The following is a 22,267-nucleotide window of genomic DNA, read 5'->3' as shown; positions in this document are numbered from 1 at the left end:
GTATAACTTATTCTTCGGGTAGGGAAACCAAATAACAGCCATTAATTCGCCAACTATTATCAAACTGTTTTTCCATGAGATAAATGGCTCGGATGGGGATGCCTTCCGAGTCCAGCAACAGCACCGGCTGAGCGGGAATTCCTTCTACAGTGGTGAGGTTTTCAAATAATACCGATCGCGGACGGTAGACAGCTTCATAGGCAATTTTTACCATGTGCATAAAGTTTTCTGCTGTGCGAAACTGCTGCTGAATTCCGGGACTAGCGAAGGCAAAAGCCCCAGCAGCATCATCTTTTTGAAATGCTTGCAGTTGCTGTTCTACGACTGAGCGAATGGTAGCGCGATCGCTTTCACTGATGAGCATATTTTTAATGATTTGTCAAGAGATGGGAGTGTCGAATAGTTACTATTATAGCGCTCCCACTTAAAGGCGATTTTGTGGCGGGATGGCTGGGAAGCTGTCAGGGCGATCGGGGTTTATTTAAACTCCCGGCGGGCTGCAGACATTAGTGGTAAAATTGGTTAAAGAATTTAAGAATTGTCAAAATGCTAAGCAGCGCCGCATTGAGGAAAACAGGGTCGGGGTGGGAATTTGCAAATGAAGAAGCGTTAGAGGATTTTGTCGAAGTTCAGTTGCAAAGTTTGCTCGGTTTGACAGTCATCAAGCGGCAATTCACTGTCAACGAGCAAAGATGCGATATTATAGCGGTGGACGAGAATAAACGGTTAGTTGTGCTGGAGTTGAAAAACGGCGAAGACAGATATGTCGTTCAGCAGTTAACCCGTTATTACGATGCTTTGTTGGAACACAAACCTTTTGGCGATCGTGTGGATTACGCTCAGCCCGTTTGCTTAATAGCAATTGCGCCCAAATTTCACAGAGATAATTTTACAGACAGGAAGTATCACGGGCTATTTTTTCAGTTTTTGCAATTTGCGATCGTTCCTGACGGGAAAAATTTATATTTACACTTTAAAGATGTAGATGCCGAACATATTGCACGAGTAGAGATTACATATCAAGAACAATACAGAAACGAAACTCTATCTGAACCGCCAAGGTTGCTTTTAAGATTTATCCAAGAATGTAATCAAACTGAACGCGAAGGAGTTTTGAGCGTTCGCCGACAGATTCTAGGCTGTGATAGACGGGTCAAGGAACTTACTGACTCTAGTAGTATTAAGTATGGTTTCGGCAAAAATAAATTGATTGCTGAATTTAGATTTGATGCAAGACGAAATAGCCCTGCAATGTTTTTATGGCTCCCACTTCCCAGAGGATACAACAATAATAAAATCCTAGCTAGAATGAGAATTTGGACGAATTGGGAAATAGTCACAGATACAGGTTATATTCGGAAGGGAATTGGCATAATGGTTAATGAGGATGAGTACAAACTAGGTAGAGTTTCTCCTTCAGCTAAGTTAATGCCTGATACCTCCTATAGGGCATTAGGTGCTAGGGAGAAATTTTTGAATGATCCAGCATACAGAGAGAATTATGTTATGAAGAATTTGGCATCTTATGTGAGCAAGTATGGACGAAACTACCGTCACGGTTCGCCATTAGCGATGTCCCTAACATACTATTTTAAGATTATTGGAAAAAGTGACGAATCCACTTCTTTAGAAAGAATAGTTAATTTAGCTTTAGAATCAAGATTGGTAAAACTCTAAGGAAGAATTAACAAATACGATCGCACCCCATCACCCCTTACCCAATCCACTATCCATCTGCGTCTATCAGCGTGCATCTCCGGTTAAAAAAAATCTCATCAATAGCTTCGCAACAAATCAAATTAACAAACTTTGATATAATATTACACCTAGAAGCCAACCTCAAACCAACTCATGCCACAAACAGTCTGGATCGCACGACACGGAAACCGCATCGACTTCGTTAACCCCGACTGGTTTCTCACCGCAGAACACCGCTACGATCCCCACCTTTCCGAAGACGGTCACATTCAAGCTAAACAACTCGCAAATCGCCTCAAAGGTGAAGGAATTTCTCATATTTTTGCTTCCCCTTTTCTGCGAACAGTCCAAACAGCAAATCACGCGGCAGAAGCTCTCGGTTTGTCAATTAAACTAGAGTGGGGACTGTGCGAATGGCTGAATCCGGAATGGATGACAGAAATGCCAGAAACTGAGTCCGTCGAAGCTTTGTGCCGGCGTTTTCCCAGGATTGATGCTTCCTACAAAGGCGGTATTGCTAATTATCCCGAAACCGTGGAAGCTTGTTTCAAAAGGGCGGGGGAAACGGCTAAACGCCTCGCGGCTGAGTTTCCCGAAGATATGTTATTAGTAGGTCACGGTGCGTCGGTTTTAGGAACTGCGATCGGGCTAGCGGGCGGTGCTGAAACGGAAATTAACGCTTCTTTGTGCTGTTTGGTGAAAGTGGTGCGGGGTGAGGGAGAATGGTCGATCGCACTTAATGGCGATACTTCTCACCTGACTGACTCTGAAGCCGTTATCCGGTTTAATTAAAGTTGAGATTCGTGCGAAAAATCGCATTTTATGCTATGTGTGTAAGGTGCGCCGAGGTGCACCCTATGTTAATCTGATTTGTCCGAATCTGGGTGTTATTGTTTAATCTCGATCGCACATTTTAAATCGAAAATCTTAAATCGGTATGGCAGGACACAGTAAGTGGGCGAATATTAAACGCCAAAAAGCTAGGGTTGATGCCGTTAAAGGCAAGGTTTTTGCTAGAATATCTCGCGAAATTATTGTCGCGGCCCGCAGCGGAGTTCCCGATCCCGCTGGCAATTTTCAACTGCGGACGGCTATTGAAAAAGCCAAGGCGGCGGATATTCCTAATGAAAACATAGAAAGGGCGATCGCCAAAGGTGCTGGCTTGGCCGGGGGAAGTTCGGAATTAGAAGCTATTCGCTACGAAGGTTACGGCGTTGGCGGGGTTGCTATTCTAATTGAAGCGCTGACAGACAATCGCAACCGCACGGCGGCTGACTTGCGAGAAGCTTTTACTAAAAATGGCGGCAACCTGGGCGAAACTGGTTGTGTGGGCTGGATGTTTGACCACAAAGGAGTTTGTACGGTACGCGGCCCGATTGATGAGGAACAATTGTTTGAAGCGTCGCTAGAGGCGGCTGCGGAATCTTATGATTTGATATTAATTGATGAGGATACTGAAGGTGCAGAGGTATTTACAAGCGTGGCTAATTTGGAACAACTGGCTGATGTTTTGAAACAAAAAAATTTTGCAGTTTTGCAGTCGGAAACTCGCTGGATTCCCAGCAATACAGTGGAAATAGACACTCCTGAAAAAGCTCGATCGCTCCTTAAGTTAATGGATGCACTGGAAGATTTGGACGACGTGCAAAGTGTGACGGCGAATTTTGAAATGACAGATGAATTGATGTCTTTGAGTATGGTTTAACGATCTAAATCACCAGATTTTTGCCATCCGCAAGACAAATCCCGGTAACTCTGGATCAGCGCTGACTGTTTCAGGATTATCTAAGATTTCAGGTTCGCGATGGGGGACGGTAGATGTAGACTTTTCTGTTTTTGCGATCGACCAAAAAGCCGAGCGATACACCGTTCTCAACATATTCTTGCATCTTGTTTTGCAATCCCTTGAGAGTGTCACTAGCAGACCGAAATTCAATCACAAAGTCAGGACAAATCGGTGCGAAGGAGGCTTTTTGTTCTTCAGTTAAGGCATTCCAGCGCTGCTTCGTGAAACTTATCTAAACTTGTCTAAACTCATTTTTAGACACAATTCGAGTTCACTTCCTACGCTATTGGGTAGACGGCTAATCCCAAGATAAGTAGGCTATTCCCCTCAAGCCGAGGGTTCCCAATTTAAAATATTCAAACTTGCGTTAAAATCCCGATCCAAAGATATGCCACAAGTAGGACAGTCAAAAGTCCGAACGCTTAGTGGCATATCTTTTTTTGTGCCACAATTTGAGCAAGTTTTCGTACTAGGGAACCACTGGTCTACTAGCACTAAACTAGCTCCATACATTTGGCATTTGTAGTCGAGCTGACGTTTGAATTCGTAAAATCCAAGGTCAGATATTGCTCCAGCTAACTTATGATTCGCCATCATTCCTTGAACATTCAAGTTCTCAATCTTAATTAGCTTGAAAGTTTTAGCTAGGTAAGTTGTTAACTTGTGAAGGAAGTCTAAGCGAATACGAGCGACTCGTGCATGGAGCTGACTAATTTTGTTGTAGGTTTTGCGCTGATTTCGAGAGCCTTTTACCTGTTTAGATGCTTTGCGCTGTAAAGTAGCAAGCTTGGTTTTCGCTTGCTTTAGCGGCTTTGGTGCATCAAAACTCTGTTGGGTTGATAGCGTGGCCACATACTTGATGCCGACATCAATTCCCACAGAACCTTCAGACTGCCCACCGGGCAGGCGCTCTGCATCAACACAAAAGGAAACAAACCAGCGATTCCCTTCTTTTGAAACCGTAAAAGTTTGAGAAATAAAACCACATTCTAACGGCTCAAAAAGTCGAAAAGTTCCCAACGTAGGAATCTTGATAGTGCTACCAGCGACTAACAAAACTTTACCGTTAGATGAATCAACCGTAAAAGATTGACCGTCTCGGCGGCTGGCGAACTTCGGATGACCTGCTTTCCCTGAACGATATCGACTAAAAGCATCTTTTAAGTCAATCAAAGCGTTTTGATAAACTCGGCTAGACAACTGGTTCATTCAAGCAAATTCAGACGTTTTCTTGACGTGATTGGTGAGAACCTTCTTGACTTCGTTGAGTACCTTCGAGTCGGTAAATTTCCCCTCACTGTACATTTGAGTTCGCAGGCTCAACCCAAAATTGAAAACTACGCGCCTAAATCCTGCGTGTTTCGCCATTAACGTCGCTTCCTTGTTATTTAATTTGAGCGCCCGCTTGACAGCAAACATGAAACTTCCTCTCGGTGATTAACTGTGAATAAGTTTAGCAAACTATTTGGCACTTAAGTTTTGCTCTAGTTTAATCCATGAGGCATCGGGGGATCTGGTTGCTCCATTTGGCAAGGTAAAGCCTGCACTGGAGTCAAACGCTTCACCTGTGCCATCTTGTTCTGCCCAGTTCGCAAGTTGCTGAGCAATTTTAATGTTGCGGTTCCCTGTATCTGAAAAAGCTGGTGACATAATGATAACTTCCCCACTGGCTGTACGCTCAATTCTCAAATCGCGATTAACTAGACAGAATTCATAGAACTGTTCAACAGTCATCGATTGGAACGCAGGGAAATTGACCGTCATTGGGACGCTTTCGGTTTGAATTAGCAGCGTCGTCATGGTTTTTCCTTTTTTTGGTGCAGGGGTGATAAAATACCTTGAGCTTACACTATTTTAGCTTTGCGATAGAAAGTCTTAGTCGATCGGGGAGTCGGAGGCTTGTATCCGTTTTTGGGCGGTGTCAATAATCTTTTTTCCCAGTAAGCAAATAAGTAACCATGTATCCCTTGCCCTTGATTTGAATGGCGCCGCGCTTCTGAAAAGTATATTTATCTTTTAATATCTCGTAGGTTTCGGCGGTGACTTGAATGCAGCCGGTAATCCCGTGGGATTCCATGCGCGAAGCAATATTTACTGTGTCGCCCCAGAGGTCGTAAATAAACTTTTTTAAGCCGATAACGCCGGCAACGACAGGGCCACTGCTAATCCCGATCCGAATGCTGAAAGGTTCCGAATGTTCTAAACTGAGGAGCCTAATTTCATGCAACATATCGATCGCCATGTTCGCAACCGCCTCGGCGTGATCCTCTCTGGCCGTAGGCAAACCGCCGACAACCATGTAAGCGTCACCAATAGTCTTAATTTTCTCCAAACCGTGGCGATCGGCCAAGTGGTCAAAAGCCGAAAAAATATCGTTGAGCACTTCCACCACTGCCGTCGCTGAAATTCTCGACGAAAGCTCTGTAAACCCCACAATGTCGGCAAACATCACAGTCACTTCCGCAAAACTTTCGGCGATATTGTGTTCATTGTCCTTCAAACGCAGGGCGATCGCTGCCGGCAAAACGTTCAGCAGCAGTTGCTCGGATTTAGCTTGTTCGAGTTCCAACTGTAGGTAAGCAGCCTGCAACTGTTCGGCTTGGCGAATTCTTTCTCCGGCTAGCTTTTCGATTTGGGCGGCGCGGCTCAAAGATGTCAGCATATATGTCACCGGAATCAGAGTCCACAGCATCCCCATCGTCAGAGTTCCCCAAGAGCGCCAGTGCTTGCGAATCCTGCGAATTTCCGGCGTTGCCGACACGTACATAGACCACTGGCGGCCGCTAATTTTCAGCCGCCTTCTGCAAGCTGTATAGTTCGGGCCTGGATTGTCAAGAATCGGGCAGTTTTGCATGAGGGATCGATCCGCAGCGGCTGATGCTGGAAGCACTTGTTGGCTGGCGGATTGGAACTGCACCGCAAATTGCTGAATTTGTCCGTTACCAGGCAGATTTTTGAGAACCGGGTTCCCCGTTTGCGGTAACAGCGACGGTGCTTCTTGCTTGTCTGGAGCCTCGCTAACGAGATAAATATTGAGGTAGTCGGTATTGCGTCCTTTTAAAGAGGTTTGGAAAATATCTTTGCCTCGAAATACGCCCAGAACAAATCCTTGTAGCAGTTGGCGACGGGATTCGAGGGTAGTCGGTTTACTGCTGTTTTCGTAAATCGGAACTATGGCCAAAAGACCCTGTTCCGGGGAATTGCCCTGAGTTAGGCCGATGTAGTTGGTGACAATCATTTCTCCTGTATCACGTCCTCGATCGAGCGCGGCGCGGATTTCTGGGTGGGAGGCGAGGTCAAAGCCTAATACAGTCTCGTTTCCGGCTGGGGGTTCGACGTAGAAAGCCGGGAAATATTCGGAACGCTGGAGGGCCTTGCGGAGTTCTCCTCGCGGGCCGCGCTCTGTAATCTCGAAGCTGGGGTCGGTTTCGGTTCTAGCTTTGGTTTCGTAGTTGGGCCGCTGGGAATTGGGGACGCGGGGGGCCCAAGCCAGGAGTTGCAGGCTGGGGTGGACGGATAGGGGCCGGGCGACAAACCGGGCAAAAGAGGAACGCTCGACGGCGTTGAAGGCTTTCATGTAGTCGCTGAGGGCGAGAACAGTATCTAAGTCGGAGTTGAGCTGGCGTTCGATGCCGATCGAAATATCGTCAATGCGGCGGTGCATTTCGTAGTCGCGGCGGTTGTCTTCCCAGTCCCAAACCACGGTAAAAGTCAGAAGCGACAGCCCGACACCCAAAGCCAGCGTCAACCCGGCTGGAATGTAGCGAGACCAGGATAAAGGTAGTTTTTTCAGCATAATTGCCTAGCGAATAAGGGCAGCAGATTAGCACACCGCTGAGTGCGATTGGTTCCGGCCTCTGAGTGCGGTTAATTCAAAACCCTGATAACTCAAGCACCGACGGCAATTGGGAATTAAAAGTTATATCTTGAAACTTTTAGATTAATGGACTATCGCTCAGCAGGGGATTTCAATCCAGAATTCCGCTCCCTGTCCGGGCGCTGAGATGCACCGCAGGCTTCCCTTATGTTTTTCTACCACAATCTGATGGCTGATGGATAATCCTAAGCCAGTTCCAGAGCCTACGGGCTTGGTGGTGAAGAACGGGTCAAATAGCCGCTTGCGAACGTCTTCGCTCATTCCCGGGCCACTGTCGGCGATGCAAATTACAATGCGATCGCACTGACTGAGCTTGCTATTACTATGATTTTTCAACCCGGCTTTTTTGATGAGGGTGCGAATCACGATCGTCCGAGGTTGCGGTTGGTTTTCTAGAGCGTCGATCGCATTGCTGATAATATTGAGAAATACCTGGTTTAACTGACCCGCACAACAGTAAATTTTTGATATTTTTCCGTATTCTTTAATAATTTCAATCCTGCTTTTTATACTGGCCTGATGCAATCTGTGCTGCAAGATTAACAGTGTACTGTCAATTCCTTCATGAACGTCTACCAACTTCATTTCTGATTCATCCAGTCGCGAAAAGTTCCGCAGCGACAACACAATCTTACTGATTCTTTCTACTCCTACTCTCATGGATTTTAACATTTTTGGCAAATCTTCCTTCAGAAAATCTAACTCTAAGTCCTTAACTTTTTCAGCAATCTGAGGCACTGGGGACGGGTAGCATTCCTGGTAGAGACTTAAGAGTTCTATTAAATCATTAAAATAGTTGTAAGTGTGAGAAATATTGCCGTTAATAAAAGTTGCGGGATTGTTGATTTCGTGGGCGATGCCAGCCACCATCTGACCGAGACTCGACATTTTTTCGGATTGAACTAATTGGATTTGAGCGTTTTGTAGTTGTTCGTAGGCTTCTTGCAATTGGGCGGCTTGTTTTCTTAATTGAGATTCGGAAGCTTGGAGGGCGGCGGCGGAAATTTTGCGGTTCGTGATATTTTCAATCATCCCTAAGTTGTAAATAGGTTTTCCTTCGCCGTCTCGGATCAAAGTAGCTGTCACATTTACCCAAACAATTTTACCTGTAGCGGTAATCTGGCGGAGTTCGATTTGATAGTGAGTAATTTCTCCCCGTTCAAGAGAATCAGCAACTTGGATATTTTTTGGATAATCGTCGGGATGCCCAAGTTCTATAAATGTTTGGGCGAGCAATTCTGCTGCGGTATATCCCAGCATTTCGCAATAAGTTTTATTGACTCGCACTAACTTGTTATCGTCTAAATTAGCTAAGTAGATAGCGATGGGTGCATCTTCAAAAATTGTGCGAAATAGTTCCTCACTAGCCCGGACTTTAGCTGCTAGGGAAAGCCTATCGGTGATGTCTTCAAAGGTAGACAAAATGCCGACAACATTGCCGGAATTGTCGTGTAAAGGTATTTTATTGGTATCCAGACAGCACTGGGTGCCGTCGGCTTGCATTTTGGATTCTATGATGTGATATTCTGGGGTGTTGGTTGCCATGATGCGGCGGTCGCAGGCTCGAAAAAATTCTGTTTCTTCCGGCTTCCAGGGCATATCGAAGTCGGTGAGACCGGCGATTTCACTGGGGTGATTGAAACCTGCGACTTTGGCAAAGTTTTTGTTACCTCCCAAATAAACTAAATCTCGATCTTTCCAGGCGATTAACTGAGGGATGTTATTGATTACCAACCACAGCATTTTTTGGGATGTTTCCAAGGCTTCCGTGCGTTCTAAGACGCGCTTTTCCAGCTCTTGATTGGCTTGTTGCAGGGCGATTTTTGACTCGCTGAGGGCGATTTCTGCTAGCTTGCGATCGCTGATGTCGATTGTCACCCCCTCCCACAGTATATTCCCGCCCGCTTGAAGTTCGGGGCGGGCGATGCCACGAATCCATTTCAGTTTTCCCGATCCGGTTACGATCCGCCCTTCATATATCCAAGGTTTTAAAGTTTCGCCGGAAATTGCGACTGATTCTAACATGGCTGTTAGGTCTTCTGGATGCACCATTGACCACATTAAACCGGAGTTTTCTTGAATTTTTTCTGGCTCTAATTCGTAGAGTTCCCAACAGCCTGAACTGGCATAAATGAATTCATCGGAACCGTCGGGATGCAGCAAGTATTGATAAATCATTCCCGGCACGTTGGCGGCCATTTTTTGAAATCTGGCTTCGCTTTGCCGCAGTGCTGATTCTGCAAGTTTGCGATCGCTAATGTCAATCAACAAGCCGTCCCAAATAATGTCATCTTTTTCGCCCGGTTCTGGTCGCGAAGCCCCGCTAATCCACTTCATCCGATCGCCGGGAAAAACAAATCTGCCTTCCCACCGCCAAGGTTCTAAAGTTTTAGCTGAGATAGCAAGAGATTCCTGGAAGCTTGGCGCATCGTCTGGATGAATCATTTCGATCGCGGGAATAGCTGAGTTTTGGAGTACAAGAGGTTCTAATTCCCAGAGTTCGCGGCAGCCGGAACTGACGTAGGGGAATGACACAGTACCGTCTGCTGCTAACTGAAATTGATAAATCATTCCGGGAACGTTGGCGGCTAGTTTTTGAAACCTCGCTTCGCTTTGCCGTAATGCTGTTTCTGCTTCTACGCGATCGGTAATATCGTAAAATGCCGATAAAATTGCTGCTTCGCCGTTAAAATTAATCGAACGCATCGACATTTTCACCCAAAACAAACTGCCGTTTGCTTTCCTAAGGCAGATTTGTTCGCTGTCGCTAAAGCCGTTTTGTTTGACTAATTCTATCAATTGACGGCGGTCATTGATATTGGCATAAAGTTCAATTTTTTTGCGTCCGATAAGTTGTTCGGGACTCAAACCTAAACTTTCCCCTAGGGCAGGATTGGCATACAAAATAACGCTGTCTTCTAGGCGTGTAATTGACATGGGAACGGGAGTCACAGTGGCGATCGCCCGCAATCTTTCTTCGCTTTCTTGCAGGGCTGTTTCGGCTGCTACTCTTTTACTAATATCGTTCTGAACTCCGATAAAATGAGTTAATTTTCCCTCGTTGTCTAGGATGGGGGAAACGATTAATTCGTTCCAAAAAGGAGTTTTGTCTTTGCGATAATTTTTGAGAACTACCTGAATTTCCGTTCCCGATCGTAAACTGCTGCGGAGTTTGTTTAATTCGGCCTGATCGGTATCGGGGCCCTGCAAAAATCGGCAGTTGCGTCCAATAACTTCTTGGGCGCTGTAACCAGTCAGTTTCTCAAAAGCAGGATTGCAGTAGATAATAGGTGTGTCAGGCTTGGTAGCATCGGCGATGAGGATGCTGTTGCTCGACGCTGCGATCGCCCGCTCTAGGAGAGACAGGTGGAAAGAGTCTGTTGTCATCGGTGGCAATATCCAAACTCCTTGGGAGCGGACAGAACAATAAAAAATTATAAATAGCTTGAGCCATTCTTATTGTATAATTTTATTCTTAATTGAGCCTTGTTAAAAAAGCCAGCAGCCCAAAAAAGCCGACGGGGGAGACGACTAATACCATTTTAGGTTTTAGATTGGCAATGACTGATTCCATTATGGTTTGGGGCCGGGCATACAGTTGCCTTCTGGTTTGAAAGTAGTACAACCGAAGGCATTAGGCACTTATCCAGAAAACAGAAGGGGAAAATACCGAAGGCAGCAAGAAAACAGAAGGTGAAAATACTGATATTTTCAACTTTTTTTCTTCTTTTCCTTCCATCCGGCTCGTCAACCCTTTTAAATTGACAAGCTAATGCAAGAACCCTGAGAAGTTTTGCTTACTTCAATCCTGGCTTGAAAAGCTTCTTTCAGGTGGGGCATATGGGTAACGGTGAGGATGCAGGCGAAGTCGGAGGCGATCGCATTAATTGCAGCAATCAGCCGATCGCACCCTTCCGCATCCTGAGTCCCGAACCCCTCATCAATAATCAACATTTGCAAAGCCGTACCCGCCCGCTGAGACAGCAGTCTCGCCAGCGCCAGCCGAATCGCAAAATTAATCCGAAAAGCTTCACCGCCCGAGTAAGTTTCGTAGGCGCGAGTACCGCGAGCATCAGCAATTAAAATGTCTAAAGTGTCAATCAATTTAGTTGCTTTTTTAGAAGCAGCCGCTCGCTGAGTAATAAATTGAACGTGCAATTGATTCGCGCTCAATCTCGACAATATCTGATTGGTTTCAGCTTCGAGTTGAGGCAAAACATTTTCAATCATTAAAGCTTGAATGCCGTTTTTACCAAATGCTTGGCCCAACTCTTGATAAACTCGCTGCTGGCGTTTAGCAACTTGCATTTGCTCTTTTTGAGCTACTAGCTGAACTTGCAGATTTTCCAGATTTTGCTGCTGCTGCTGGAGGCGTCCGAGACTTCCCAAATGTTGGTCTAGCTGCTGGCGGCGGCGACCCATTTGCTGTTCGATCGCACTGATGCGGGCTGTGGGATCGGGATGTTCTTGCAATTGCTGGTTCATCGCGGAAGTTTGAGCGCTGACAGCTTGCAAATCTCGATCGCGCACTGCGATGGAATTGGCTATTTCATTAACCCGCTGCTGCACTTGCGGGTACTGCACAGTTGCCGATCGCAATTTTTCGGCGCGCGCGATCCAAAACTGCGATCGGCGCATTTCGCTGCGGACGTGTTCGTGCTGTTCCAAATTATAGCCAACTTCGGCAATGTATCTATCTAAAGACAGAATTTGCTGCTGTATTTCCGAGCTATTTTTTTGCTGTTCTAACTGTTGTTGTACGGAGGCTAATTGAGTTTGCAAATCCGGGCGGCGGGCATTAATTTTATTCCGTTTCTGCTGAGCGTCTTTGATTTGAGCTTGCTTAATTTCCGCCCACCGCAAGCGCTTTTCATCGCTGCGGGCGAGGGAGTGGCTGCTATCGCTGTAATTGAGGTGTTGCAGTTGCTGTTCGATTTGCTGGAGTTCGCCCAAGTCATCGGCTGCATACTCGCCGCTACGCAGCAACCGCTCGATTTCCTCCGCGTCTTGACGCATAGTTTGCAGCCGGTTTTCGTCTTGGCTTAGTCCATCTAATTGTGCTTGCAAATGGCTGCGGCGTTCCCGCAATTCTTGGTAGGGCGCTAATTCCTCTTCTAGTTCTCGGTATTCATGTCTGAGGACTTGAATTTCGCGCTCGGAGACGGCCAACTGTTCGCGCACAACCCACAGTTGGTTCCAGATTTCCTGCTGTTGGGAGTGGTGTTTTGTGACTACCAAATTCCAGTAGTGTTCGTCTAAAGGTCGATCGCACAAAGGACAATTGCCAAAATTTGCATCCCGCACCATTAAAGGCGAATTCGATGGCTCCTTTTCCGCAAAATTCGAGGCTTTACCTTCACCTGCGCTGGTTTCTCCTTCATGTTTCCGCAGCAGTTGCAGTTTTTGGTCGATCTCGGCGAGTCTGGTTTGATAGTCGCGGCTTTTGGCTTGCAGGTTTCCGAGAAAGTCGTGCCTTTCTTGACCTTTTTCGCGGACTCGCTGCTGATAAACTCGCTTGTTTTCCAACTGCAAAATTTGATTGGCGATGGCCGAGATTTCCTGCTGTAATTGCGGCTGTCGCTGCTGCTGCTGAACTTGCACCTGTCGGTTGATTTCCTCTAAGCGGGCGGTTAAACCGGCGCGGGCGCGATCGAGCTTTTGTTGCTTTTGCTGCTGCTGTTGTAGCAGCGGCGAAACTTGCAGTTGCAGTTGCTCTAGTTCGTTGAGGCGCCATCGAACTGCTTGCAACTGTGCGAGTCCTTTATCAACCTCCGGCTGCTGCTTGAGAATTTCCAGAACATCTTTTTCATCCTGTTCTAAAACCTCTAATTGAGCTTGCAACTGCTGAATTTTGCTTTGCAAAAAGCTCAGTTCTTGCCGCTGCTGTTCTTGCAATTGCTGACGCTGATTTTGGGCTTGTTGGTTAGCTTTAAATTTGCCAGCCAGAGTTTCTTCTGTGGCTTGCAAGCTGTGGAAATACGCGATGCCTTTTGTTATTTCATTTTCTTGAACAAGGAGGGCTTGCAGCTCATTTTGCTGCTGTTTGGCTGCGCTGAGTTCTTGCTGCAAGCGGCGGCATTCTTGAGAGATATTGTAGTGCTGTTGCTGGTGGCCTGCGAGGAGTTTTTGCCAAGTTTGGCGGTTGTGGTGCTGGAGTTGCAGTTGCTGTAACTCGGTTGTGTCGGCTTGCTGCTGCTGCTGAAGCAAATCGGTTGCTTGCTGCAATTGAGTTTGTTCTGAGGCGATCGTCTCTTTTTGTTGCAGTTGCTCTTGTAAGGTTTGCAAACTCTGTTTAAGTAGATCGACTTGAGCTTTAAATTGTTTGGACGTATCCTTGGCTTGTTCGGATAAAGTATCGTATTGATCTAGTTTGAGCAGGTTGGCTAAAACTTGTTTGCGTTCGATCGGCTTTTTGAGCATAAATTCATCAGCTCGCCCCTGCCGCAAATACGCCGAGTTGATGAAAGTATCGTAATCGAGTTTGATGTGTTCGAGGATTTTTTGCTGAGTTGTTCTCAGACCCTTGTCTGTGAGCGTGCGGAAATTAAGTTTTTCCTCGCTCTCGGCAGAATTCAAGCTGACTTGAAATTCCAAACTTCCCGATTGTCCGCGTCGGCGGTTGCGAATCACGCGGTAGATTTGGCCCCCGGTGGAGAAAGTGAAATCAACGCGCACATCAGTTTCGCCGATGTGGATGATATCGTCTTCCGTATCGCTGCGGCAACAGCCCCAAAGTGTCCAGCATATGGCTTCTAAGAGGGAGGATTTGCCAGCACCGTTAGGCCCGCAAATGCAAGCGGTGTGCAGGCCGCGAAAGTCTAAAGCAGCTTCGCGATAGCTGAGAAAATTTTTGAGTGTAAGTTGTATAGGAATCATTTAGGCCATCGCGCCATACAATCTATCTATAAATAACACTATTTGTACGCTGTTGCCTAGTTATTCAATCCAGATCAAGAACAATTGTCAGTGCTTCTGCAATTTCTTCCCTAATTGTCTCGGACAGGGTTCCGAGTTGTCGGACAAATCTTTGTTGCGAGACGGAACGGACTTGAAAAGTATCGGCGGCGGAGAGTTTGGCCAAGCCATTTTCTGATGTCGGTTCGAGCTGCACCATCCAATCAAGCGGGGAAAAAAGATCGTTCCATGCTGTAATTGGAACAATTACTTTGAGCCGCAAATTTCCCACTTCATCATCGCTGACAACCACAACTGGTCTAGTTTTGCCGATTTCATCTCCCACCGTTGGATCTAGTCTGACAAGCCAAATTGCGCCCTTACGCATTAGTTTTTACCCCTGCGTTCAGGTATTCTTCCTCTGAATCGAAATACGGTTCGCTGTCGGGCGACCACAAATCGTGCAGCGGCCCTCCTGGTTCATACAAAGGAACCGCTGCTTCTGCTGCGGCTCTGAGTCTCCGCTTTCTCTCAACTTTGCGCTGGGCTTTTTCTTCTATTTCTTCGCGCATCATCCGCGAAGCTGTTTCGATGATTTCTAGGCGTTCTTCTGCTGTCAGATTTTTGAGGGCTGCTAAGATTTCTGTTTTGGTCACGGTTTTTTCGGGTGGTTGGTGAGAAAGTACGATCGATCCGGGAGCATCCCGATACTCGGCAACAAACCAGATTTGTGCGGTTTTTACTGTACGGGCTTGCGACCTTACGGGTAGTTGTTGGGATTTTCAACTATCAAACCCTCACTTGTTGCTGCTGCATTCAGCTCCCCGTCAGCAGATACAAAAGTCATCGCAGGCAAACTGTTAGCTGTGCAAAGGTTATTTATGCCACAGCCTGTTGCTAGCTGCACAGCATCATAGCCTCGCAATCCGTAGGTTTCAGCTAAGGCCATTGCAGAGTTAATAATGCTTTCGGTGAATTCTACAATCTGAGTATCAGGTTGTAGGTCACTCCTGAACTGATTGCACGCTGCTGTAGCATCGGTCGCATTGATACTTCTGCCGCGCGACCTTCTGGTAATTGCAGCAACAATTTCAACACTTGTAATAGCAGCAATCAATATATCGTTGTTAAGTGCAGGATCGCACAAACTCAAAACCCATGCCGAACCTATTTCATTAATGTAGCGTTTGACCAGCGCACTGCTATCTACAAAATAAATTGTCATCTAGCGGCGTTCCTCAATAATTGTCTCAGAAACAGGCTTGCCCTGTACCTGAATTAGTCGCCGTTCTGTTTGCTGACTCCCAGAAGAATGCTTGATTTTTTTTACTAAACCAGAAGTTAACAGCGCTTGGTGCAATTTTGTCCGTTGAGCAGTTTGTTCTTTCTGGGCCAGATATATCCCTATAGCGCGCTCTAGTTGCTGTAGTTCTAGCAGTTCCAGAGTGTCAAGCTGATTGAGGATTTTGTTGAAGATTCCCTGCGGCATAGGATTCTACTTTTTACGCTTGGCTAGTGTGTCTATTATACAACTATCAGACTTGCACGCTGTCACGAATATTCCGGCTTTCTGGACTTAGATTGATGGCTGAAACGACCTATTATCCTTCATCTATCGGGATTGTGCGTCCAGGACGAGTAAAGAAACCGGGTTTCTACGAAGATTTCAAACCCTACATTACCGGTCTGTGCTTATGGCGCACCCTACATCGATGATCGCATAGGCAGATTTTCCATCATCAAAAAGGGTTGACTGTATCCCTACAGCCAACCCCGCGCCTATTTATTTGTCGTGCGTTTGCTCAAACAGCAACACTACCGGGCAATATTCGGGAACGTATAGCCGACACCGACTAACAATCCCACTTCAGCTCCGTCTACAAAACCAACATTCAGTCCCGCTGTTGCTGTAAAATTTCTCGTCAGCGGCACATCTACACCCCCCGAAATCAGGAAGCCCAAAGTACCGTCATCCCCGGTAGAAATTATCACGCCAGCACCTGCATAAGGAGCAGCAGTAATCACAAAATCCTCGGTGACTTCGACGGTATTTTGAGATACAAAATCGAAGGTAACGGGAACTAGAAAAGCTAAGTCGTCCTGGAACAAAACAGTCGGCCTCACCGACAAATTGTTTGTCAAACCGATTTTGCTAATAATGGCAAATGAACCGTCGCCTAAAGCTGAATCTCCGCCAAAACCTAGATTGCCACCAATGCCGATGTAGCTGGGCCCGGAACGAGTTGCTCTGCCTGGTCGGATTTGAGTTCCTTGAGCCACTTTTTCAGTTGGTTCCGAGACAGTTGCCGGTTTTTCAGCAACTTTCGGTTGGTTTGTCAAAGCTGAGGCGGAAGTGCTGACAGGATTGCTCAACAATTCTTCTGCTGTTTTGACTTCTTTTTCTTCCTTCGTTGCTGTTACTTCCAGATTATTGATCTCGGCAACAATTGAGGTAGGTCGATCGCTCTTTTTGGCATTCTCGACAGTGGACTGCACTTTGACGCTATTATCAGCAATTTTAGCGGTTTCTTCCGACTTTTGGGTCTCAGCAGCAATGGAGGTATTTGGCGCTGTTTCTGTCTCAGCAATTTCAGATGTTGCTGCTTCTGATTTTTCTGGTGCAGCAATAGATACTTGCAAGTTGGCTGCCGTTTCAGAGGCTGCTGGCTCTGCCGTTTCTGTTAGTTGGCTCCAACTGATTGAATCAATTTTTGTATTACTAGCGGTTGTTTCTGCGTCGGGCTTAACTGCTGAAGTTGCCGTCGGCTCAGAAATTTGGTCAATATTTTGAGCTGCGATTGTTGCAGTTGTACCGATATCCGGCAAGTTGCCAGTTTCAGCTTTCGCTGACAGGGTGCTGCAACAAACAGCTAAAGCTGCAAGATTTATTAACGCGAAAGTAGACTTGGAAAATAGACTATTCATAGAAACTCCTCAATGAAGGGTGTGTTAAAAGTGTAAGTGTTTGAGGGCGCTAGTCGAGAGCTTTGCTCAAAAAAGACACAAATATGAGTTGTGTTGTTCCTAGATTGGCATTCTACCGTTGAAGAGTCAACTCTCAAGCTGATTAGATTTAAGAACTGACGGCGGGTTTAGAGGCTAATTTAAATTTACCTATCGATCGGCTAAAAATCAATCCTAGGGGTGATTTCATCCTTAATCCTGTTTAATTGAGGAATCGATCGCGCGTCTGGCTTGCATTCTACAATACTGTACTTGGGGGCGCTGCACTCGCAGCCATGCCGGAAAAATCCGGTTTTTGAGGGCGCACCAGCTCGAAACCAAGAGACAACAAGCTTTCAACACAGTTTTGGCAGCCCCGCAGTCCAAAGCAAGTGCAGTTAAAACAACGCGATCGGCTGCTGCACAGTCCATGACAATTAATGTAGAATAATACCACCGATTCGAGAAATATTTGTGGGTCGATCGTGTCAAAATTACTGAACATTATGAAAATTGTGTAAAATTTAGTGTTCTATTTGTAAAGTTTAGCCTTCGCTTTCGCTCAGGGTCTGACCATCTAACAACAGCACGCAACTAAACAAGTAAAAAAATACAAATTATCTGATCTCAACCTGACTTTATGAGCAAAGTTCTAGTCATATTAGGCGAATTGAGCGATCGCGACATCGATTGGATGCTCGCCAACGGAACCCGCACCCAAGTCCTCCCCGGCACAACCCTGATCACCGAAGGTAAGCCCTTAGACGCCCTGTACATAGTTCTGGAGGGAACTTTGAGCGTTGCTGTATCATCTTTGGGCGACAAAGAAATTGGAAAAATTATTGCTGGGGAAGTGTTGGGCGAAATGTCTTTTGTAGACGGGAGGCTTCCTTCTGCTAGCGTCACGGCAATTGAAGAGTGCCTCATCCTGTCAATTCCCAGGCGGCTGCTAACTGAAAAACTAGAGCAAGACGTGCTTTTTTCCCTGCGGTTTTATCGGGCGATTACCAAATTTCTTTCGTCGAGACTGCGGGGTACAGTCCAGCGCTTCGGCGATGATAGTGATGGTTTAATATATCAAGAGCCCGACGACGAGGGCGCTATCCCGGAAAATGTCGAAAATCCCGATTTGGCTGAATCGAGATTTCAATGGCTGTTGCAGCGTTTGAAGGGGAGTTGAAGGAAGAAGGAAGTTCGGCAACGGATTCTGTAACGGATGTAACGGATGTAACGGATTTCAGGAAGAAGGAAGAGGGAAGAGGGAAGAAGGAAGAAGAGAAAAGAACACCTATTTCCAATTACCAATTCCCAATTCCCAATTAGAAAACATATTTTTCAGCGACGCGCCAATAGCGAGAGAAACGCTTTAAATCAATGTAACCATCGTAGCGGACAAAGGGTTCGGGTGGCAAAACTTCTACTGGGTGCGATCGCTTAATTTCCCGGCAAATATCCTGAAACCGAGGACTGGGACTTTCCGCAGTCACCACTTGATTTGCGCCGGATTCGATCGCAAAAGCGATAACTTCCGCAGCCACATCGCCCCGCCGAATAACTACCGGCAACTCCAGCAAACATTCGTAAATAAACACCATTCGTTTGAGACTCAACTGCCATTCATCAATGAGCGCATCATCCCAAACCCAGATGGCCGGTGCCTCTGGGTGCGCTTGAAAAGCCGGGCCTTCAGGACTCAAGCAGTCACCGTGCAGCCAAATAATCGGATTGTTCATAAATTAGTAATTGTTGACTGTTGACTGTTGACTGTTAACTGTTGACTGTTGACTGTTGACTGTTGACAACTGACAACTGACAACTGACAACTGACTTTTTAATTTCTGCGACCTTTTTTAGGGCGTTCCCAACTTTTAGAACCGCCGCTACGATCGACCTTTTCTCCATGAGGAAACAACTTCTCTTCCAAATATTCGTAAGTTCCCTCAAAATCGCATTGCCCATACAGAGGACAATCGCGACAATAAACCGCCTTAGTGTAACGCTCCAAATTTTCCCGATTAAAAAAATAAGGTTTGTGACTAAAAGTGCTCGCTACCCACTGCCAAGAAAGATTATTGCTCGCCGGATCTCCATCTAGCAAATGTTGCAAAAACCAGCGAGCTCCGGCTTGCCAGCGCACGCGGCGCCAGTGTACGAGATAAGCGGCAGTCCACATCCGCTGGTGGTTGTGCAAATAACCAGTTTCTCGCAACTGGCGACTGAAACTGTCGATGCAAAACAAACCAGTCGAGCCCTCGATGACATCCTCTGGCAGAGTTTCGCTGTAATCTTTAGCGGTGTAACCCGTTTTGTAGGGTTCCCGGTCTTGCCAAATCCCGTTGCCCAATTCGGCATACAGTCGCTGCCAATAATCCCGCCAACCCAACTCGTTGACAAGTTTTACGGCCTCTTCTTGATGCCGCACCTTCTCCAGCACGGCATCCCGGACTTCCGCAAGACTCAAAACTCCGTACCGCAAATAGGGCGACAAGCGCGTTATCGCACCGTTGAGGAAATTGCGGGTTGAGGCGTACTTGCCGGGATCGACTTGTTGCAGGGCTGTCTCGGCTGCTTTCCGCCCGCCTGGGGTTGGGGGAACGCTGCTGTCCCCGGCGGCGGCTTCGGGGAACTGTTCACGCACGTAGGCAATTAATTCGTCGCGGTTGGCAAATTCCCGCTTCATGTCCTGACTCATTGTTTTTTCAAGCGCCTGCTATTCTTTCCTCATGTTAAAGCTATTCGATCGGGCGTGCGGGTCGATCGCCCTAAATAGCTTTTCACTCCTGGTAACTCACATCTTGCACCCTTGTCAGCAACAGGCAAGATGCCTGTTCCACAAAAGATAAATTTTCTTGGGGAACAGGCATCTTGCCTGTTCATAAAAGGCTAATTGAGAATGGTGCCATATCTCAGTGGTAACGTACAGTTTGCCCCCGCCGCAATCGATCGTCGGATCGCAGCCAAAATTAGCATCAAAGTCAGTACACTCAGGGATAGATATCATACCAAAATCTTATGGAAACTTTTCCGGCGCACGCTCAAGCGATCGCCAGCTTAGCTAACGGACAGCAGCAAGGTACAAAACAACTGGACAACAGCGAAATTCAAGAGTTCGATCGAGCCATGATGCGCCGCTGCATAGAATTGGCTCGCCGCGCTCTCGGCAAAACCGCACCCAACCCCCTTGTCGGTTCTGTAATTGTCCGAGACGGCAAGATTGTCGGCGAAGGGTTTCATCCCGGTGCCGGTCAACCTCACGCCGAAGTTTTTGCGCTCCGAGAAGCGGGGGAACTCGCCGAAGGAGCGACCGTCTACGTGAACCTGGAACCCTGCAACCACTACGGGCGGACTCCTCCCTGTTCCGAAGCTTTAGTTAAGGCCAAGGTGGCAAAAGTAGTGGCTGGCATGGTCGATCCGAATCCTTTGGTAGCTGGAACTGGGCTGGCCCGGCTGCGAGAGGCTGGCATTGAAGTGGTGGCGGGAGTGGAAGGGGAAGCTTGCCAGAAACTCAACGAGGCTTTTGTACACCGGATTTTGTACCGCCGGCCTTTTGGAATTTTGAAATATGCAATGACTTTGGACGGTAAAATTGCTACCAGTACCGGCCACAGCGCTTGGGTAACAGGCGAGGAGGCTCGGAGCGAGGTACACCGGGTGCGCGTCGGCTGCGATGCTGTGATTGTTGGCGGAAATACGGTGCGTCTGGACAATCCTCTACTGACGAGTCACCAACCTGATAGGAATAATCCCCTGCGGGTGGTGATGAGCCGCACTCTGGATTTGCCGAAGTCGGCTTGGTTGTGGGAAACCTCTGTGGCGGCTACTTTGGTGCTGACTGAGCCTGGGGTTAACCCGGAATTTCAGGAATTTTTGATCGCAAAAGGGGTGGAAGTTGTCGAATTGTCGCCGCTGACGCCGACTAATGTTATGGCTTATTTGTACGATCGATCTTTTCTTTCTGTACTCTGGGAGTGTGGCGGCACTTTGGCGGCCGAGGCAATTGCTGAGGGTGCAGTTCAAAAAATTATGGCTTTTATTGCTCCTAAAATTGTCGGCGGCCAAGGAGCTCCAACTCCTGTAGGAGATTTGGGGTTTTCCGCAATGACTGATGCTTTGACTTTAGAGCGGGTTTCTTGGCGCGCAGTGGGTGCAGATTGTGTAGTGGAAGGCTATTTGAAAATTAAAGATTGAAAGTTAAAAGCGAGTCTTTTTAGTTTTTGATTTTTAACTCCTTTTATGGTTGAAATTCTGATTTGGAGTTTGATGGTTGGCAGTCTCGGCTTGGAGGCGGCGCTCGCGGGTGTAGTGGTGAGCCGCGAGCAATTGGCTGCGGGGCAAAAATGCGATGAGGAGGAGGAAGTTTTGACTCGGTACGAATCTCAAGAAGATAATTTTAATGCGCCTGAAAATGCGCGCTCGAATGGCAATCCCAAACCCGCTCCTAATGCTGTTGATTTGACGGTTTGGGAGTACAAGATTGTGCGGGCTAGCAACGATTTGTTTCGCAATCCTGCGATTTTTCACAAGCTGTGCCAGGAAGAGGCGGAAGTTGGCTGGATTTTGCTCGAAAAGCTCGACGACAGGCGGGTGCGGTTCAAACGTCCGATCGCGCTGCGGGACGCCCCGAAGCCTAATTTACCCACCTTTGACCCTTACCGCACTCATTACGGCCCGCTCTCGAATACGATGACTTGGGCTGCGGCGATCGTGTTTCTGAGTGCGATCGTGCTTCCTGCTGTTTTGGGCTATGCTTTGGTGTCTACTACTCTAACCAGAAGTCGCTCTAATTGGCCTCCGGCACCTGTTCAATCTTTGCCCTCTCCCAGGGGGTAAGAAACTAATAAGTGAAAGATCTGCCCAATGAAAGATGGAAGATGGAAGAGAGAATTGTTTGTTTTAATATCAAGTACGGTCAAAAATTTATAATTAGGTTTGTAGTGAAGACTTAAGTCTTCTCTTCTCTTAAGAGGGTGACAACAAACAATTATATTATAAGTGTGCGATTCGTTTAACCTAAATGGATTAAAAATCCAGGGACGGTTAGCCTAACCCTTTGGTTAGTGTAACTGATT

General features: G+C 46.9%; 21 protein-coding genes and 2 pseudogenes. 7 read left to right on the top strand and 16 right to left on the bottom strand.

The features are described 5' to 3' along the window. Positions 1-7: 7 nt before the first annotated feature. The gene (locus QUA70_RS03815; protein WP_333329171.1) at positions 8-364 is read right to left on the bottom strand and encodes a DUF4864 domain-containing protein; all 357 of its coding nucleotides are present in this window, start codon (positions 362-364) and stop codon (positions 8-10) included. Positions 365-546: 182 nt separating this feature from the next. Here QUA70_RS03815 and QUA70_RS03810 point away from each other — a divergent pair, with 182 nt between their 5' ends. The 3 genes from QUA70_RS03810 to QUA70_RS03800 all read left to right on the top strand — a co-directional run bounded on the left by QUA70_RS03810 (position 547) and on the right by QUA70_RS03800 (position 3,403). Continuing rightward, positions 547-1,677 (top strand): endonuclease NucS domain-containing protein, encoded by a 1,131-nt coding sequence (locus QUA70_RS03810; RefSeq protein WP_333329174.1) that lies wholly within the window; start codon positions 547-549, stop codon positions 1,675-1,677. A gap of 174 nt (positions 1,678-1,851) precedes the next feature. Continuing rightward, entirely contained in the window at positions 1,852-2,490 is a 639-nt protein-coding gene (locus tag QUA70_RS03805; protein WP_333329176.1) for a histidine phosphatase family protein, read from the top strand. Between the two features lie 145 nt (positions 2,491-2,635). Further along, the gene (locus QUA70_RS03800) at positions 2,636-3,403 is read left to right on the top strand and encodes a YebC/PmpR family DNA-binding transcriptional regulator (RefSeq protein ID WP_333345086.1); all 768 of its coding nucleotides are present in this window, start codon (positions 2,636-2,638) and stop codon (positions 3,401-3,403) included. A 9-nt stretch (positions 3,404-3,412) separates the two neighbouring features. Here QUA70_RS03800 and QUA70_RS03795 read toward each other — a convergent pair. From QUA70_RS03795 to QUA70_RS03735, 13 genes and pseudogenes are all read right to left on the bottom strand, one after another. Next, positions 3,413-3,701 (bottom strand): annotated as a pseudogene (locus QUA70_RS03795) (Uma2 family endonuclease); the annotation flags it as partial. Positions 3,702-3,811: 110 nt separating this feature from the next. Beyond that, on the bottom strand, positions 3,812-4,693 hold the full coding sequence (locus tag QUA70_RS03790; protein ID WP_333329182.1) for an RNA-guided endonuclease TnpB family protein: 882 nt from the start codon (positions 4,691-4,693) through the stop codon (positions 3,812-3,814). After that, a complete protein-coding gene (locus QUA70_RS03785; protein ID WP_333345084.1) occupies positions 4,694-4,903 on the bottom strand; it encodes a helix-turn-helix domain-containing protein in 210 nt (69 codons plus the stop codon). It abuts the gene before it with no gap. 60 nt (positions 4,904-4,963) lie between these two features. After that, a pseudogene (locus QUA70_RS03780) lies at positions 4,964-5,284 on the bottom strand (Uma2 family endonuclease); the annotation flags it as partial. A 121-nt stretch (positions 5,285-5,405) separates the two neighbouring features. After that, complete coding sequence (locus QUA70_RS03775; RefSeq protein ID WP_333329188.1) at positions 5,406-7,280, bottom strand: adenylate/guanylate cyclase domain-containing protein; 1,875 nt, start codon at positions 7,278-7,280, stop codon at positions 5,406-5,408. A 159-nt stretch (positions 7,281-7,439) separates the two neighbouring features. Continuing rightward, positions 7,440-10,748 carry a PAS domain S-box protein gene (locus QUA70_RS03770; RefSeq protein ID WP_333329190.1) on the bottom strand — a complete coding sequence of 1,103 codons (3,309 nt, stop codon included), beginning with the start codon at positions 10,746-10,748 and terminating at the stop codon, positions 7,440-7,442. 369 nt (positions 10,749-11,117) lie between these two features. Then, on the bottom strand, positions 11,118-14,237 hold the full coding sequence (locus QUA70_RS03765; protein ID WP_333345082.1) for an AAA family ATPase: 3,120 nt from the start codon (positions 14,235-14,237) through the stop codon (positions 11,118-11,120). A 64-nt stretch (positions 14,238-14,301) separates the two neighbouring features. Beyond that, positions 14,302-14,643, bottom strand: coding sequence for a type II toxin-antitoxin system PemK/MazF family toxin (locus QUA70_RS03760; RefSeq protein ID WP_333329196.1), 342 nt, complete (start codon positions 14,641-14,643; stop codon positions 14,302-14,304). Then, positions 14,636-14,911 carry a hypothetical protein gene (locus QUA70_RS03755; protein WP_333173825.1) on the bottom strand — a complete coding sequence of 92 codons (276 nt, stop codon included), beginning with the start codon at positions 14,909-14,911 and terminating at the stop codon, positions 14,636-14,638. Before QUA70_RS03755 ends, QUA70_RS03760 begins: the two co-directional genes overlap by 8 nt. Positions 14,912-15,015: 104 nt before the next feature. Continuing rightward, positions 15,016-15,480 carry a type II toxin-antitoxin system VapC family toxin gene (locus tag QUA70_RS03750; protein WP_333329199.1) on the bottom strand — a complete coding sequence of 155 codons (465 nt, stop codon included), beginning with the start codon at positions 15,478-15,480 and terminating at the stop codon, positions 15,016-15,018. Then, positions 15,481-15,744, bottom strand: coding sequence for a hypothetical protein (locus tag QUA70_RS03745; protein WP_333025420.1), 264 nt, complete (start codon positions 15,742-15,744; stop codon positions 15,481-15,483). Between the two features lie 326 nt (positions 15,745-16,070). Continuing rightward, entirely contained in the window at positions 16,071-17,180 is a 1,110-nt protein-coding gene (locus tag QUA70_RS03740; RefSeq protein WP_333345080.1) for a hypothetical protein, read from the bottom strand. Positions 17,181-17,411: 231 nt separating this feature from the next. Next, positions 17,412-17,690 (bottom strand): hypothetical protein, encoded by a 279-nt coding sequence (locus QUA70_RS03735; RefSeq protein ID WP_333329206.1) that lies wholly within the window; start codon positions 17,688-17,690, stop codon positions 17,412-17,414. A 148-nt stretch (positions 17,691-17,838) separates the two neighbouring features. On the opposite strand from QUA70_RS03735, the gene QUA70_RS03730 reads away from it, so the two are divergent. Together QUA70_RS03730 and QUA70_RS03725 are read left to right on the top strand one after the other, a co-directional pair. Next, positions 17,839-18,378 carry a cyclic nucleotide-binding domain-containing protein gene (locus QUA70_RS03730; protein WP_333345078.1) on the top strand — a complete coding sequence of 180 codons (540 nt, stop codon included), beginning with the start codon at positions 17,839-17,841 and terminating at the stop codon, positions 18,376-18,378. Beyond that, the gene (locus QUA70_RS03725) at positions 18,348-18,521 is read left to right on the top strand and encodes a hypothetical protein (protein ID WP_333345076.1); all 174 of its coding nucleotides are present in this window, start codon (positions 18,348-18,350) and stop codon (positions 18,519-18,521) included. Before QUA70_RS03730 ends, QUA70_RS03725 begins: the two co-directional genes overlap by 31 nt. On the opposite strand, the gene QUA70_RS03720 is transcribed toward QUA70_RS03725, so the two are convergent. Together QUA70_RS03720 and QUA70_RS03715 are read right to left on the bottom strand one after the other, a co-directional pair. After that, a complete protein-coding gene (locus QUA70_RS03720; RefSeq protein ID WP_190657509.1) occupies positions 18,518-18,931 on the bottom strand; it encodes a hypothetical protein in 414 nt (137 codons plus the stop codon). The genes QUA70_RS03725 and QUA70_RS03720 overlap by 4 nt on opposite strands. A gap of 98 nt (positions 18,932-19,029) precedes the next feature. Continuing rightward, positions 19,030-19,890 carry an FAD-binding domain-containing protein gene (locus QUA70_RS03715; RefSeq protein ID WP_333345075.1) on the bottom strand — a complete coding sequence of 287 codons (861 nt, stop codon included), beginning with the start codon at positions 19,888-19,890 and terminating at the stop codon, positions 19,030-19,032. A 320-nt stretch (positions 19,891-20,210) separates the two neighbouring features. Here QUA70_RS03715 and ribD point away from each other — a divergent pair, with 320 nt between their 5' ends. Further along, positions 20,211-21,386 (top strand): bifunctional diaminohydroxyphosphoribosylaminopyrimidine deaminase/5-amino-6-(5-phosphoribosylamino)uracil reductase RibD, encoded by a 1,176-nt coding sequence (ribD, locus tag QUA70_RS03710; RefSeq protein ID WP_333345073.1) that lies wholly within the window; start codon positions 20,211-20,213, stop codon positions 21,384-21,386. 45 nt (positions 21,387-21,431) lie between these two features. Continuing rightward, positions 21,432-22,028, top strand: a complete 597-nt coding sequence (locus tag QUA70_RS03705; protein ID WP_333345070.1) for a hypothetical protein — start codon at positions 21,432-21,434, stop codon at positions 22,026-22,028. The last annotated feature ends 239 nt before the right edge of the window (positions 22,029-22,267 follow it).

The organism is Microcoleus sp. LAD1_D5, from assembly GCF_036702115.1.
In the GTDB taxonomy this organism is placed as follows: domain Bacteria; phylum Cyanobacteriota; class Cyanobacteriia; order Cyanobacteriales; family Microcoleaceae; genus Microcoleus.
The sequence above is the reverse complement of the archived record's forward strand: the minus strand, read 5'-3'. Positions and strand labels throughout refer to the sequence as shown.